Source organism: Kitasatospora sp. NPDC052868, assembly GCF_044547105.1.
Classification (GTDB): Bacteria; Actinomycetota; Actinomycetes; order Streptomycetales; family Streptomycetaceae; genus Kitasatospora.
On the sequence record NZ_JBITZW010000012.1, the window covers coordinates 239785 to 255278 of the forward strand.

The window sequence follows — 15494 nt, forward strand, 5'->3', positions numbered from 1 at the left end:
CCTCGGCTGTTCTTCAGCCGCTTCCAGCCAAGCCGCAGGGGACGGCCGATCAGCGTGGCCTTGACGGGATTCTGACGCGGCCGACCATTATCCGAACGCGGTCTTGACGCGTGCCGCGGCCGGCCTCGCCGGTGCCGGCCAGCGCCCGGATCGAGTCGACGGCGACGTAGGCGGCGAGGGCGAAGAAGGAGACGGCGATGATCCGCAGGGCGGTCTTCTCCCTGGCCTCGCGCACGGCGTGGTCGCGGGCCGAGAACTGCCAGGCGACGGGGCGGCGGAGGACACCTCGATGATCGAGTCCAGGCCGAAGCCGATGAGCGCGGCGGGTGGTGTCCGGCAGTCACGTCACCGAGTGGGCCCGGCCGCGCCCCGGTGACCCTGCGTCCGACAGGCCGTCAGGTGCCCGCGTCAGGGTCGTGTCAAGGACCTCCCGTGTCACGCCAAGCGGGCGTCAAGACTCGTACGGCGTGTGGAGATCCGGTGCTTCGCTGTGCGGCGTCTCCATTCCCCCGTCGCCGCTGAACCGCCGCCCCGTCTCTTGGGAGCGGCCCCGGAAGGCCCCAGAACTGATGCGCCGCTCGGCTCTCACCCCACCGGACACCACCACCGACCCGGCCGGGCCCGTCCCGGACTGGTTCCGCCGCCCGAAGGCCGCCGGCGCCGAGCCGGCGCCGCCTCACCCGGGCCACCGCCCCTCCGCACCCCGACCCGGGCGCCGCCGGCTGATCACCGCACGCCAGCTCCGCGAGGCCCTGCCCGCCGCCGTACGCAAGCTCCACCCGCGCACCATGGCAAAGAACCCGGTGATGCTGGTGGTGGAAACCGGCTCCGCCCTCACCACGCTCACCGCCGTCGTCCACCCGAGCGTGTTCGCCTGGCTGATCAGCTTCTGGCTCTGGCTCACCGTGCTCTTCGCCAACCTCGCCGAGGCCGTCGCCGAAAGCCGCGGCAAGGCCCAGGCCGACTCCCTCCGCCAGGCGCAGACCGGCACGACCGCCCGCCGCCTGCTGCACTGGCGGGCCGGCATCCCCGACCACCGGCACGAGACGCTCCCCGCCGAACACCTGCTGCTGCACGACATCGTCCTCGTGCGGTCCGGCGAGGTGATCCCCCGCGACGGCGAGGTGATCGAGGGCGTCGCGGCCGTGGACGAGTCCGCGATCACCGGCGAGTCCGCGCCGGTGATCCGCGAGTCCGGCGGCGACCGCACCAGCGTCACCGGCGGCACCCGCGTCCTCTCCGACCACCTGGTCGTCCGGATCACCTCCCGGCCGGGTCAGAGCTTCATCGACCGCATGATCGCCCTGGTCGAGGGCGCGAACCGGCAGAAGACCCCGAACGAGGTCGCCCTCAACATCCTCCTCGCCTCGCTGACCATCGTCTTCGTGCTCTCCGTGGTCTCGCTCCAGCCCATGGCCATCTACGCCGGCGCCCCGCAGACCAGCGTCGTCCTGGTCGCCCTGCTGGTCGCACTCATCCCGACCACCATCGGCGCCCTGCTCTCCGCGATCGGCATCGCCGGCATGGACCGCCTCGTCCAGCGCAACGTCGTCGCCCTCTCCGGCCGCGCCGTCGAGGCGGCCGGCGACGTCGACGTCCTGCTGCTCGACAAGACCGGCACCATCACCCACGGCAACCGGCGCGCCACCGCCCTCCACCCGCTCCCCGGCGCCACCGTCGAGCAGCTCGCCGAGGCCGCCCAACTCGCCTCCCTCGCCGACGAGACCCCCGAAGGCCGCTCCGTCATCGAGCTGACCAACCGCCAGTACTGGACACCGCCGCGCGCCAACGGTGAACTCGGCGAACAGACCACCGTCCCGTTCACCGCCCAGAGCCGCATGAGCGGCGTCGACCTCGCCTGGCCCGACGGCGCCACCTGCCTGATCCGCAAGGGCGCCGCAAGCGCCGTCGCCCACTGGGTGGTGCGCAGCGGCGGGCGGTTGCCGATGGAGGCCAGGGGCGTCGTCGACCGGATCTCGGCCGACGGCGGCACCCCGCTGCTGGTCGCCGTCCACGACCGGCACGGCGCCCGGGCGCTGGGCGTCATCGAGCTCAAGGACGTCGTCAAGGACGGCATCGCCGACCGTTTCGCCGAACTGCGCAGGATGGGCATCCGCACGGTGATGGTCACGGGCGACAACCCGCTCACCGCCCGCGCGATCGCCGCCGAGGCCGGGGTGGACGACTTCCTCGCCGAGGCCACCCCCGAGGACAAACTCGTCTACCTCAAACGGGAACAGGCCGCCGGGAACATGGTCGCGATGACGGGCGACGGCACCAACGACGCCCCCGCGCTCGCCCAGGCCGACGTCGGCGTCGCGATGAACACCGGCACCCCGGCCGCCAAGGAGGCCGGCAACATGGTCGACCTCGACTCCAACCCCACCAAGCTGATCGAGATCATCCGGGTCGGCAAGCAACTCCTCATCACCCGAGGGGCGTTGACCACCTTCTCGATCACCAACGACGTGGCCAAGTTCTTCGCGATCATCCCCGCGATGTTCTCCGCCTCCCACCCCGGCCTCGCCCACCTCAACATCATGGGCCTGCACAGCCCCACCTCGGCCATCGCCTCCGCGATCATCTTCAACGCCCTGATCATCGTCGCCCTGATCCCGCTCGCCCTGCGCGGCGTCCGCTACCAGCCCGCGAACGCCACCGACCTGCTCCGCCGCAACCTGCGCGTCTACGGACTCGGCGGCCTGGTCCTCCCGTTCCTCGGCATCAAGGCGATCGACCTGCTCATCCAGTTCGTGCCCGGCCTCGACTGACGACGGGACCGGGCATCCGGGATCCGTCTGCCATCAAGGCCACGTCAAGAAGTGCGCGCCGGTCGTCAGGGCACCGTCAGCAACCGCTCCCCCGCCGCCGCGGCGGGCTTCACTGGAGGCAACGGAACGCCGAGAAGGACGAGAGGGAGTTGAGCGGCCATGGCCGGCACCACACGGGTGATCGTCGGGCTCAACGGGTCGTTGAGCAGCCTCGCGGCCCTGTACCGCGCCGTCGACGAGGCCGCCCGGCGCTCGGCGGCGCTCGTCCCGCTGACCGCCTGGGAACCGTCCGAGCGCGACGGACTGCGACCTCTCTCCGAGCTCGAACACGCCGCCCGCAGGCGTCTGGACACCATAGGGGATTCCTCCCGGGCTTGAACGGCCGCTCACGAGTGGGGACCGTGAATGGTCACGAGATCCCGTCCGATCCAGGTGATCGGGCGGGATCTCTGCACTGTGGGGGCTTGTTCGATTCGTTCGCCCTTGCCGGCTTGATCCGCCAAAGGCGTGACAGCCAGGCACCTCCCGGGTAGACGGCCGACCGGCGACAATCTCCGAGCCGCCGGCATTGCGAATGGCTCCGCAATTCGCGAGAGCCCGGGACGGTGCACGAAAGGGCAGACCTCCCGACCCTGCCGTATGGATGCCGCAAGGAATCACGGGACGTCGATTTCCGGGGTCTACGATCCGTCTTTGTCGAGAAGAAATACTCTTCCGAGCCGAACAGAAAGACGATCCTGACGTGGAAATCCTGTCCCGCCTGAAACGCGCCGCCGCCTGCGGGGTCGCCGCCGTCGCGGTGGTCTCCGGCCTGACCGTGCAGGCCCAAGCTGCGCCGATGGCGGCCGCCCCCGTGGACAAGACCTGCGGAACCCCTGCCGTACCGGGCGGCGGCAACTGCATGAGCTCGCTGATCAGCTCCACGTTCGACATGATCAAGCTCATGCACAGCGCCGCCAACGCCAACAAGCTGGACAACGCGGAGTTCACCCAGAGCACCGCGACGAAGCTGAGCCAGAAGTTCCCCGGGTTCAACGTCATGGTGTTCAAGACGGTGGGCACCGACCTCTACGACACCGAATGGTTCACGAACGAGCACAAGGCCGATATGAAGGGGGTGCTGCTCGACACCACCTACAAGCTCAACCATTTCATGGACAAGGACAAGAAGGAGCCCTCCGGATACGACAAGTTCCGGATCTGGGTCTTCCAGGGGGACTCGACCTTCCGCAACCGGGGCGACGGCGGGTACATGAACTGGGCGTTCGTCGGCAACGACGGCGACAGCGTCAAGAAGGAGCCGTGGACCTGCCGGTCGGGCACCGCGCGGCCCTACAAGTGCGACGGCGACGTGCGCACCATCCACTTCCCCGCGCGGTCCGGCTACGGCACCAGGACCGGCAGCCTCACCCCGGACTCCAGCGCCGGCAACCACGCCTGCCTGGACGTCAGCGGCAACGGCACCGCGAACGGCACCCCCGTGCAGATGTGGGAGTGCAACGGCGGCGACGCGCAGAAGTGGACCTACAACGGGTACAAACTCCGGGCGGCCAACGGCAAGTGCCTCGACCTGGAGGCCAACAAGACCGGGAACGGGACCAAGCTCCAGGTCTGGGACTGCCTGGAGATCCCCGGTCAGCGCTGGAACATGTCGGCCAGCGGCGGTTTTCGGCACATGACGGACCAGGACGACCGGTCCAAGGACGTCTGCATCGACGACTTCAGCGGCCGGACCGCCAACGGCAGCACCGTGGCGGCCTGGGCCTGCGGCTCCGAGACCAACCGGGACGCGCCCAACCAGAACTGGGCCTGGGGCGGCACCCCGCCGACCACCAACCCGACCACGCCCGGCAACAACGGCGCCGAGGTGTACCTGAAGCTCGACAACGGGCTCGGCGCCGTCCCGCTCAGCGGTTCCGCCGGCGCCTCCGTCGTCCCCGGGATCCGGGGCGGCAACGAGTCCAAGTGGAAGGTCGCCTCGGTGGGCGGCGGTCGCTACCGGATCACCAGCTCCTACGGACTGGAACTCACCGAGAGCGGCAACTACATGGCCGAACTCCAGCCGTGGAGCAACTCCTCCCAGCAGAAGTGGGAACTCTCCGGAGTCGGCAACGGCAGGTACCAGATCCGGATCTCCGACGACGACTGCCTCGCCCACGACGCCGACTTCAAGCAGCTCGGCGTGTGGACCTGCAAGCGGGGCTGGCAGCAGGAATGGGTACTCGAATCCACCTCCGGCGGCGTGATCACGCCCGCCGAACCGGGCACTCCCACGGACCCCAAAAACCCGAAGCCCCCGACGGGCGGCGGCGGTTCGAGCATCCCGACCGAGCGGCCGCTGTTCCTGAAGCTCTCCAACGGGCTGGGCGCGACGGCACCCAACGAGACCGCGAGCTGGGGAGCGCCGATCCTGGGCGGGCTCCTGGGGTACAAGGGGTCCACCTGGACGATCAAGCCGCTGGGCGGGGACCGCTACCGGATCGTCAACGACCTCGGGTACAACCTCACCGAGAACCCCGACACCTACGTCGCCGAACAGCAGGCGTGGGGCAACACCTCCAACCAGAAGTGGCAGTTCGTCAGCCTCGGCAACGGCAAGTACCGGATCCAGATCGACGACGACAACTGCCTCACCCACGACTCCGACCACAAGCAGCTCGGGGTGTGGACCTGCGAGGGCGGCTGGAAGCAGGAGTGGTCCTTCCAGCTCCACTGAATCGCCAACCCATAAGCCCTGTCCGCGCATGAGGCCGAGGACGCCCGCCCCTCATGCCGGCCAGAGCCAAGCCAAAGGGCGCCAGCCGCTCGGCTGGCGCCCCCAGGTCCTTTCCAGAGGGCCGGAACGCCTCTCGGTGAGTGGCCATCAGGACGCCCATCCGATGCGGGGGATCGGGGAGACCCGCTTGAAGGACGATCGACGGGAGCTCATCGAGCCCCGCCGACCGCGCGCCGGCGGCCCCCGCCACTTCGGGGAGCCGGCGCCGACGACAAATGCGGTGCAATTTGAGGAATCCATGATCGAGAATAGGCGCGTGAACGAGACAAGTACTTCCCTGGGCCCGCTGGAACTCGTCGACGGCCGTTGGATCTTGGGGGACGTCGGCCGGCCGGGCGGTGGCGCCTGGGTGGAGTTCGGCGCGGACGGCCTGCACGCGCATGCGCGTGACTCCGGGGAGGAGGTGATCCCCTGGCACCGGATCATGTCGGGGATGACGCTGGTCCTGGGCGGCAGGTACCCGGGCAGGGGCGGGAACGTCACCCTGATAGGCCTGCTCGGCGGCCTGCCCGGCCCCTTCCACGGACGCGGCGGCGGCTACCTGCGCATGACGGTGCGCACCCCCTACGACGACCACGCGGTCTTCTTCGACCGCCACCCGCGCCGGTACCCGCTGATGGAGCTCGCGGTCCTGGAGGAGTTGCTGACGCAGACGGTCGACGCGGGCGAGGCACACCGGCTCGCCGACGACGACTGGCTGGCCGGTGTGGTGGAACGGCTGGCACGGCCGCAGGGCCTGGCGACCAGGAACGGGGTGAGCAGAGCGGTGACGGAGGCACGGCAGGCCGACCGGTCGGGGCTGTCGTAGCGCCATCCGTCACGGGTGGCCGATCGGGTTCCGCCGGAGTGGCCGCCCCGCCACTGCACCGCCCGCCGTCACCCGGCCGCCCGGACCAGGGGGTGGCCCGGGAGGCCGTGGTGGTCTCCGGCTCCCGCGCGCTCAGCCGACGTGGACGCGGGGGCGGCGGTTGCGGTCCGGCTCGGCCTCGCGCAGCACCTCGCGGGTGACCGGCGCGACCTCGCCCTGTCCGAACAGGAAGAACCGCAGGAACTGCGCGAACGGGTTGCCCTCGGTCCACTCGAAGTAGATGTGCGGCTGCTGCCCCGTCCGGTCCCGGACCTGGATCAGCAGCGCCGCCAGCGCGTTCGGCACGCTGGAGCTCTCCAGCGAGAGCACCCGGTAGCGGTCGTGCATCACCTCGCCGCGGACGGTCAGCACCGCCTCGAACTCCGAGGGGTCGAGCACGGTGACCTCGACGAAGACCAGGTCGTCCTCGGCCGGGATGTCGTTGTCCACCCGGATCTGCCGCTTCTTCTCCTGGTACTCCGCGAGGTCGCGGTTGTCCGGCTCGTTGGCGATCAGCCGCAGCGGGCGGTGGGTGTAGTCGCGGACGAACCGCTCGGCGGCCTCGTCGAACACGACGTCCGTCACGCGGAGTTCGAAGGCCCGCTTGAGCCGGGAGAGCAGCGACACCAGGACGATGGCGGCGATGAAGCAGGCGCCGATCTTCACGCCGTCCGGCCGCTCGGCGATGTTGACCGCCGTGGTGTAGAGGAAGACCGCTGCGATCACCGCGAAGCCGACGGTCCAGTTGCGCTGTCGGGCCCTGCGGGCGGCGATGGTGACGGCGATCGCGGCCGAGGAGATCAGCACCAGCACGCCGGTGGCGTACGCGCCGCCCTGGGCGTCGACGCTCGCGTCGAAGATCCACGTCACCAGGAAGGCGATCAGGGTCAGCACGATGACCATCGGCCGCACCGCCCGCGCCCAGTGCGGCGCCATGCCGTAACGCGGCAGGTAGCGGGGCATCAGGTTGAGCATGCCCGCCATCGCCGAGGCGCCGGCGAACCAGAGGATGAGGATGGTGGAGAGGTCGTAGATGCTGCCGAAGGTGTTGCCGAGGTACTCGTGCGCGAGGTAGGCGAGGGCGCGGCCGTTGGCCTCTCCGCCGGGTTCGAACGCCGCCTTCGGGATCAGGAGGGTGGTGATGAAGCTGGTGGTGATCAGGAAGACGCTCATGATCAGCGCTGCCGTGGTCAACAGCTTCCGCGCGCCCCGGATCCGGCCGGTCGGCCGCTCCTCGGTGTCCTCCGGGTCGCCCTCGATGTGCGGCATCACCGCGACGCCGGTCTCGAAGCCGGACAGGCCGAGCGCCAGCTTGGGGAAGGTGATCAGAGCGACGCCGATCATCGCGATCGCGTTGCCGTGCTCGGCGGTCAGCGCGTCCGACCAGTCGCTGACCAGGTGCGGGGACTGCAGGACCTCCCAGAGTCCGGTGATGACGACGACCACGTTCAGCGTGAGGTAGATCGCGACCAGTACCACGGCCAGGCCGATCGCCTCGCTGAACCCCTTGAGGAAGACGCCGCCCAGCAGCGCGACCAGGACGAGCGTGATCAGCACCTGCTTGCCGCTCAGTGCGCTCTGCAGGTGCGGGTTCTCCACCAGGTGCGCGGTGGCGTCGGCGGCGGACAGGGTGATGGTGATCATGAAGTCGGTGGCGGCGAAGCCGAGCAGCGCGAGGACGAACAGCTTGCCCTGCCAGAACGACAGCAGCCGCTCCAGCATCGCGATCGAGCCCTCGCCGTGCGGCGACTCCTTCGCCACCCTCCGGTACACCGGCAGCGCGCCGAACAGCGTGACCAGCACCAGCACGACGGTCGCCACCGGGGACAGCAGGCCGGCCGCCAGCGCGGCGATACCCGGCTGGTAACCGAGCGTCGAGAAGTAGTCCAGACCGGTCAGGCACATCACCCGCCACCAGCGGGCACCCTTGTGCTCGACGGGCGCCTGCGCGTGCGGCCCCGGATGCTGCTTGGCCATGTCGGCCAAGCCCTCCAGCAACCACGCACGGAAGCGCTGCCGTCCCGACAGGACTGCCCCCGGACCGGCTGAACCCGACGAAGCCACGCCGCACCCCTGTCACAGACTCGAACCGCCTCACCGTCGGGCCGACGGCAAGGCGACAGGGTATGCGACTCAGATGATCAGACCGCGGAACGCCGGACGGATGTCACCGCAACGGCGGAACACCCCCCCATTGGCCACACGGCTGCTCCGGGTGCACGGCGGGTCGATCGCGCGCACCGCAGGCGGCCCGGCCCCGCACCGACGTCGCAGCAGCCACGCGCGGGGCGGCGACCGCCGAGGACGCCGCAGGCCTGCTCAGCGGTCGGCTTCCCAGTGGGTCTCGAGCCGCCCGACACCGTCCGGGCCGGTGACGGATCGCCAGGTGGCACTCATCCCGCTGCTCCGACGGGCGCCGCCGGCCGCGCCGGAGCCCGACGCCCCGCCCACGGCCTGGAGCACACTACTGTCCAGCGGGCTGTCCGCGAGCCTGCGCAGGACCGCTGCCAGGGCCGCCCCCGCCGACTCCCGGGCACGGGTGCCGACATGGAACGGCCGACGCTGGAAGCCACTGAGAACGGTCACCTGGACCTCACCTCCGGTAGGGCGTCCTCGGATACGGCAGGAAAGCCGGTCCGGGTCGACGCCTGCGCGTCTCGTCGTGCTGCCCCGATCCCTACGGGGCTGCACGACTCGGACATCCGACGCTAGTCCGATGCGGGCAGCTACCGACCGCCCCTGACACTTCCTTGACTCCGCCCGTGCGGCTGCTGACATCACCCTGACGCCGGAGCGGGACGCAGACGGCCGAATCCACAGCGCGACGGATCAGCCGACCCGTTCCTCGATGGCCGCCTCACCGCCGAAGCAGACTGCACGGACCAAATGCCGCTCCAGCCCGACGGATCCGCGGCACTTCGCGGAGGTCGTGGACGCGATCGCCGAGCCGCACCTGCCCAGCGGCGGCGCCATGACGGTCTAAGGCACGCAGCAGCGCCTGCTGGGCGGGCAGCGACGTCGGGATCAGCCCTGGTGGGCTCGCACCGCTGCCTTTGGCCCGATCTGCTCGCGGCCATCAGCGACTTCCGGGAACGACCCCTCCGGGTCGTGAGGAGAGAAGCTCGGGCCGTCGAAACCCGGATCGTCCAACTCCAGCCCCAGGCAGTAATTTCCAGTCCAGACGGCACCGGGCGGCCTCAGCGGCCTGCCGGTCGGTGAGGGTCTCCGCGTACTGTGCAACACCGAAGCCTTCGCCAGACGGGTCGGCGACAGGCCACGACGTTTGTCGGCGGTATGCCACTCCCCGAAACCGCTGTCCGTGAACAGACCGTCCAGATGGTCCCGAACCCGCATCGCCGCAGTGCCGCGCGGATTGCTCGCCCGAGCTATCCGCGCGGTCGACGGCGGGATCTCCCGCCCGGACCAACACCCCATCGCCACCGCAGCCCACCCCTTCCAAACAGCCCGAACCACCGGGCCAGGACAACAGGCAGACATACTCAGCGGCCTCTGATCTTCGCAATCTCACCCTCACCGGTGAAGATCACCAACAGCATCCAGAAGTGAGAAGCCGGCTGCGGCCAGCTTTGGCGGCTTCCCGTGACCGGAGTCTGGTCGTCCAGGTGGCTGGCGCGGCGAGCACGGACATGGGGACGCTGTCCTCGCAAAGGTGGAGCATCTGTGCGGCGGCCCACTCGCCGGACGTGGCCGCGGAGCGGGCAGTCGGAATCAGGGCGGTAGGGCCGCGGGTGAGCTGACTGCTGGCCATCGGCCCGTTGTCACGCCTGCGGTCAGCCGGGATCACCACGGCCGGTCGGTGCCGACGGCGGATTGGCAGTGGCAGGCAGAGGTCTCGGCAGAGCCAGGTGAGCCTCTGGCCGCCGCGGGGTATCCCGGTGCGTCCAGCTCGAAGACGAGGACCGACCGGGCCTGCGGCTGCTCGCCTGGCAGGGGCAGAGGGTGTCCCAGGCGTGTCCCCTTCCCTGCGCCAACGGACCCTTCCTGTCGTCATCCGAGGGGGTCGTGGTGCCACCACCAGGAGATGGAGCGGATGGGCAGGGGTGTGGCGTCGTCGCTGCTGGGGTGGTCGGTCCAGCCTGCGAGAGTGACGGGGAGGGTGCCGTCGGAGCGGAGGTATCTGGGGTATCGAGCGGCTTCGTGGTCCCATTCGAGGGATCCGCGTACATAGTGATCCAGCAGGGTGCTGTAGCGGTGGAGTGAGGGGTCTGCCTCGGCGCGGACCGCTTCTCCCAGTCTGAGATACAGGCACATGACGCGGTCGCGCATGGCCATGGCTGAGCTGAGGGCGTCGTCGACGGGGAGGTCGTATTCGGCGGCGACGACCTCAATGAGGTTGTTGCCGTCGTTGGTGCGTTCTCGCTCCTTGACGAAGGCGAAGAAGTCGGTGTCCCAGGTGACGACGGTTGCGGCCATCTCGGTGAGGGCGTGGATGTCTCGCCGGGCACGGGTGGCGGCGGGCAGGTCGATGTTCTCGAAGGCGGCAGGCATGTGGGGGAATACCATTCCGCCCCCGCCGTAGAGCCGGTGGACGGCGTAGTCGGGGAGGTTCGGGCGGATACCGCGTGCAGAATTGCCCGACTTGCGCAGTTCGATCATGAAGTAGTTGCGCATCCACTCGGCGAAGCGGTCGCCCTGGACGGGGGATGCGTGGGCGTCGATCCGGACGCGGATGTCGCGCAGGGCCATCGCGTAGTTGTCGGCCTCGTCCAGGGGGTATTCGGGGATCTCGATGGCGCGGTGCATACGTCCGAAGGCGTCGGCCTGCTCGGCGGGGTGGAAGCGCAGAGGGCCTTCGTCGCAGAAGTCGTCGTCGAAGGCGAAGGCCCAGGTGCAGAAGTCCGCGTAGACCTTGAGCAGGGCCAATGACGGGCAGAAGGGGGCCATGAAGGCGGCGAGCCGGCCGCAGTGCGTGGTGGCCATCCGGTCGCGTTGGTACTGGCTGGAGAAGAGCCCGAAATGGTCCAGCCAGGTGATGGTGTGGGCGTCGGCCTCGTCAGCGCCGGGATGGACCGCGCGGGGAATGGGGCAGTAGAACGCGGGAAGCCGGAGGGCGGCGGGCGGCTGCGTGGACGGATCGCCGGACGGGGCAGCGGGCATGAGAGCCCCCTTTCGCACGCGGGGGGAGAACCGGTCAGCGGGACGCGATGATGCTGTAGACGGAATAGGTCTCCTCGTGCAGAGCTGCTGTCAGGTTGACGGCCGCGTCGCGTAGTTCTCTGAACGCCTTGGGGATCTCTTGCGGGAAGACCCGCTCGATGTTGGCCCGCACGTCCTGCAGCCAGTGGATGACGTCCTCGTCGGCGGGCAGTCTGCGGGCGTCTTGGAGCATGAAGGAATTCCTCGACAGCGCATCGGCCAGAAGGTTCAAAGTCTTGCGGTGGCCGCAGGCGAGGCGGTCCTCACCGTCGGGCAGAGCAGAGGTGTAGTCCTGAAGAGGAATGTTGTACAGGCTCTCGGATATGACGAGCCTTCCTCCCCTGCTCATCCTGGACGCCAGCGCGCGAAGGGTCGCATCCAGCAGTCCGGCGGAGAAGTGGGTGATGCTCCCGCGCATGAGGACCAGGTCGTAGGGCTGCTCCGAATCGGGCAGGAGCCACAGGTCCTGAGCGTTGCACAGGTACAGCCTCACGCGGTCGGCGAGGGACAGCGCGACCATCCGGCGGGCGGCGTACTCGGTCTGGGTGGGGCTGATGTTGACGCCGTCCAGTCGGGGGCACTGGGGGAAGCGGCGGGCGAGGTGCTCCAGCGTCGCGCCCCAGCCGAACCCGACGTCCAGGATCCGCCCAGGCACTCTGCCGTGGTCGGTCAGCCCGGCGATGTCCAGTTGTCGTTCGAGGTGGCGGCGCCCGGATGCGTCCAGCGACTCGGGGTACTCGTCCTCGGGGGCCGACCTGTCGGCCTGGCCGTAGACACCGAACTGGAACCACAGGCCCGGGCCGATCACGTCCTGCCACAGGTGTGGGGCGTCGCTGTAGGTCTCTGCGACCCGCACCTGATACGGGTCCGCCACGGGACCGTTGATGACCTCATAGGGGATCTGCCCGCTGTCAGCTGTCATGAGAGTTCTCCGCCGCCCTCGCGGCGCTGTATGCGCCGGTTGCCGACCCTGCCCCGAAGCCGTGTGGTCAAGGCCGAGAAGCTGGCTGGGGTATTCCCGCCGGTGCGGCCTCGCAACCTTCACCAAGGCCCGCCAGACGGTGCGGTGGCGGCGCCCGGCCTCCCCCGCCTCATCCCTGTCCGCGACAACAGCCACCTCGCCGGGGCCACCTTGTCGGTGGATCAGCACACCGCTACGCCGGGCACGCTGCTGACCGTCAACCTGTGGCTGACCAACACCGAGTCGACCGACATCATCTTCGCCTACGAGTTCATCCAGCCCACCTGGCCGGAGAATCTGTGGAACGGCCCTCCGTCCATCGCATGCCGGGCCCGCCATCCGGCTACCCAGCGGCCCTGGGGCCGCCTCCTTCGTCGCCCCGGAGGCTCTCCCGGATCAGCCTGGCGTGCTCCGGCCGCCCCACCGCATCGGTGAATTCCGCCATCCGGTGCGCACAGACCTTCCGTTCAGGGGACTCTCTGGCCACCTCGACATCGTCCAGGAACTGGTTCAGCGGACCGATCACCAACGGGCCCCTGGTCGGCCCGGTCGGCCCTGCGGGCCAGGGGTGACCCGACGGCCCCGCTTCGGCGCCGCCTTCCCCGCCGTCGCCCGGGCGGTCGGAAGGTGCCACCCCGTCCGGGTCCGGGACCGCCTGCGGCACCGGTTGCGGGACCAAATGCTGGTACAAGTCGGCCACGGCCTCGTCGTTGGCCGCTGCCGAGAGCCGCGCGAGTGGACCGATCAGGTCGACCGCCTCCGTGACCATGTCGTCGTGACGGGACAGCCACCACACCAACGCACTGCCGGTCGACTTCAGGACGTCGTCACCGAGGTACGCCCGCTTGCTCTGCTCGTACCGCCGTTCGTGCTCCCAGACCTCCTCGGTCTTGCGCACCTCGGACAGCTTCCCCAGCCGGTTCCGGTCGTCCTCCGACAGCCTGATCTCGACCCGACCTCCCATGGCCTCCACCAGCCTCGACGCATCCCGGGACTGCGTGCCGAGCAAGCCGTTCAACCGGTGCAGAAGGAGATCCAGCCGTTCCGGAGCCTCATGCTCAGTCACCTCGCGGGCGCGGTTCAGCACCGTCTCGACCGCCAGCCCGGCCGGGTCCGCATGCACCAGACCGGTCGCATTCGGGATCGGACGCCACCACACAGTCGCCGAGAAGCGGAAGTCGTAGTCCGGTACCCGGCTCGGCAGCGCCACGTCGACGACGCGGGTCTCCTCCCACGACGGCTCGTCCGAGTACGTCGGCTCCGGCTCCGGCTCCGGAGACCGCGCCGACGCAAGCAGAATCGCCAGCACCACGGCGACCGCTACCGGCACCGCCCACAACCAAACCGGCCACCTGGCCGACAGGCCGAGACCCACGGTCATCAGGCCCGCTGCGAGGGCCAGGCTGACCAGCGGCGTCTTTCCCGTACCATTCATATCCCGCTCCACTCGGTCGCCCTGGCCGAGGCCGGCTCCAGCGGCTCGATGCCCTGCGCGCGGTCGATCTCCCGGCGGAAGCGCGCAGCGACATCTGCCCGGCTCACCGGCGATGGTGCGTCATCCGGCTCGGCCGCCCAGTCGTACGCCAACAGGTAGTAGCGGCTGAGCACGTCGAGCCCGCCGTCGGCAGCCTCGATGAGGATCCCCATCAGCCGCTCGCCCCCGTCCCGCTCCCCCCGGGCGGCCGAGAGCCATGCCGCGACCCCGGGCGCCCACACCTCGGGCGGTGCCACCGTCAACACGCCGCGCCAGCCTTCGATCACGTCCTCGCGTCGAGCCTTGGACGGGGGTGGGTCCACCAGCTCCAGGAAGATCACGGCATCCGGGTGCCGCGGCTCCGGGCGCCTCATTCCCTCACACACCCGGCCGAGCAACTTCTCCCACAACCGCGCGTCCCTTCGGGCGAGTTCGAGCAGGGACTCCCGGGCATACCGCGGGACGGTCCCGGACTCCCTCCGCGCAAGCTGGTGCAGGCGAACGAGTGCCTGGTCGGGGTGGTTCGGAGCCATCACATCGACACAGATCCGGGCCAGGCCTCGCACCAGATTCGGATGCAGCAGCGAATCCCGCGACCAGTCGTAGATCTTCACCCGGAACGCCGCGCCCGACTGCTCGTCCCTGAGCCCCTGGTCCAGTACCGCCATCGCCTCGGGAAGCAGCCTGGTCTCCCTCGCCCACGACTCGACCAGATCGGTCAACACGCGGGCGTCGCCGACCCTCAGCGCCTGTTCGGTGAACCGGCTGACCAGCTTCCGACGGTCGGCCTGGTCCAGCCACGACACCTCCCTGACCGTGTCCGCGACCCAGGCTCCGAATGTTGCCCGGAGGTCCGGGTAGTAGAGCCAGAAATGGGATCGAACAGCCGGTCCGTACGCCAGGGCGTCGAAGCGGATCCGCCCTTGGCGCACCTCCACCTGCAACTCGCGTAGGCGTTGGGTCAGATCGGTTCGATCGAGTCGGGGCCGTTCGTCCTCAGGGTGGCCGAGCTTCGTCAGCAGCGCGGTGGAGAGCCGGAACACCGTATCCGCCGGCGCCTCGTCCAGCATCGCCGCCGTGAACAGCAGTGCCCGCTGGCGTCCGTCGGTCAGAGCGGCGATGTGCCCGGCCACCTCGGGGCCGCGCTCCTGAAAGGGCGGCGACGGCGTTCACCGCCCAGAGGTCGAAGTCGCCCCCGGGTGAGCGCGCCTCGGCCACCAGCTCGGACAGCCGCTGCAGTTCCCCCATGGACGCGCTCTCCAGGAGTTCGCCAAGGGCCGATCGGTGCAGCTGTGGAAGCGACACCCCGATGTCAGCCCAGCGCAGGTGCTGTGCCATCACCTCGTCGCCGGCGGGGCGAGACCCACTGCTCGCACTGAAGCTTCGCAGTGCTGGCGGCGGTTACAGGTAGTGATACCTGCGGTATGCCCGGTGGTGTGCGGTACGCGCAGGGTGGAGGTCTGACCGCTGAGCGGCGAGCGTTAGCAGGCGGTCCCGGCCGGCACGCC

Annotated in this window: 11 protein-coding genes and 1 pseudogene; 5 read left to right on the top strand and 7 right to left on the bottom strand. The window is 69.6% G+C overall.

Annotation, left to right across the window (positions count from 1 at the left end; translation table 11 throughout):
- Nucleotides 1-115: 115 nt before the first annotated feature.
- Nucleotides 116-321 (bottom strand): annotated as a pseudogene (locus ACIGZJ_RS22145) (cation transporter); the annotation flags it as partial.
- Nucleotides 322-569: 248 nt separating this feature from the next.
- Between ACIGZJ_RS22145 and kdpB the strand changes: the two are divergent.
- From kdpB to ACIGZJ_RS22165, 4 genes are all read left to right on the top strand, one after another.
- Nucleotides 570-2771, top strand: coding sequence for a potassium-transporting ATPase subunit KdpB (kdpB, locus tag ACIGZJ_RS22150; RefSeq protein WP_396458815.1), 2202 nt, complete (start codon nt 570-572; stop codon nt 2769-2771).
- Nucleotides 2772-2930: 159 nt separating this feature from the next.
- Nucleotides 2931-3149: a universal stress protein gene (locus tag ACIGZJ_RS22155; protein ID WP_396458816.1), complete on the top strand. Its 219-nt coding sequence runs from the start codon at nt 2931-2933 to the stop codon at nt 3147-3149.
- A 364-nt stretch (nt 3150-3513) separates the two neighbouring features.
- Complete coding sequence (locus ACIGZJ_RS22160; protein ID WP_396458817.1) at nt 3514-5487, top strand: ricin-type beta-trefoil lectin domain protein; 1974 nt, start codon at nt 3514-3516, stop codon at nt 5485-5487.
- A 316-nt stretch (nt 5488-5803) separates the two neighbouring features.
- Complete coding sequence (locus ACIGZJ_RS22165; protein ID WP_396458818.1) at nt 5804-6355, top strand: hypothetical protein; 552 nt, start codon at nt 5804-5806, stop codon at nt 6353-6355.
- A 132-nt stretch (nt 6356-6487) separates the two neighbouring features.
- On the opposite strand, the gene ACIGZJ_RS22170 is transcribed toward ACIGZJ_RS22165, so the two are convergent.
- Together ACIGZJ_RS22170 and ACIGZJ_RS22175 are read right to left on the bottom strand one after the other, a co-directional pair.
- Nucleotides 6488-8371, bottom strand: a complete 1884-nt coding sequence (locus tag ACIGZJ_RS22170; RefSeq protein ID WP_396458819.1) for an amino acid transporter — start codon at nt 8369-8371, stop codon at nt 6488-6490.
- A 342-nt stretch (nt 8372-8713) separates the two neighbouring features.
- Complete coding sequence (locus ACIGZJ_RS22175; protein WP_396458820.1) at nt 8714-8980, bottom strand: hypothetical protein; 267 nt, start codon at nt 8978-8980, stop codon at nt 8714-8716.
- A gap of 262 nt (nt 8981-9242) precedes the next feature.
- Here ACIGZJ_RS22175 and ACIGZJ_RS22180 point away from each other — a divergent pair, with 262 nt between their 5' ends.
- Complete coding sequence (locus tag ACIGZJ_RS22180; RefSeq protein WP_396458821.1) at nt 9243-9377, top strand: hypothetical protein; 135 nt, start codon at nt 9243-9245, stop codon at nt 9375-9377.
- Between the two features lie 1025 nt (nt 9378-10402).
- Here ACIGZJ_RS22180 and ACIGZJ_RS22185 read toward each other — a convergent pair.
- From ACIGZJ_RS22185 to ACIGZJ_RS22200, 4 genes are all read right to left on the bottom strand, one after another.
- On the bottom strand, nt 10403-11512 hold the full coding sequence (locus ACIGZJ_RS22185; protein WP_396458822.1) for a hypothetical protein: 1110 nt from the start codon (nt 11510-11512) through the stop codon (nt 10403-10405).
- Nucleotides 11513-11546: 34 nt separating this feature from the next.
- Entirely contained in the window at nt 11547-12473 is a 927-nt protein-coding gene (locus tag ACIGZJ_RS22190; RefSeq protein ID WP_396458823.1) for an SAM-dependent methyltransferase, read from the bottom strand.
- 382 nt (nt 12474-12855) lie between these two features.
- Nucleotides 12856-13947 carry a hypothetical protein gene (locus ACIGZJ_RS22195; RefSeq protein WP_396458824.1) on the bottom strand — a complete coding sequence of 364 codons (1092 nt, stop codon included), beginning with the start codon at nt 13945-13947 and terminating at the stop codon, nt 12856-12858.
- On the bottom strand, nt 13944-15119 hold the full coding sequence (locus ACIGZJ_RS22200) for a hypothetical protein (protein WP_396458825.1): 1176 nt from the start codon (nt 15117-15119) through the stop codon (nt 13944-13946). The genes ACIGZJ_RS22195 and ACIGZJ_RS22200 overlap by 4 nt, the downstream gene beginning before the upstream one ends.
- Nucleotides 15120-15494: the final 375 nt, after the last annotated feature.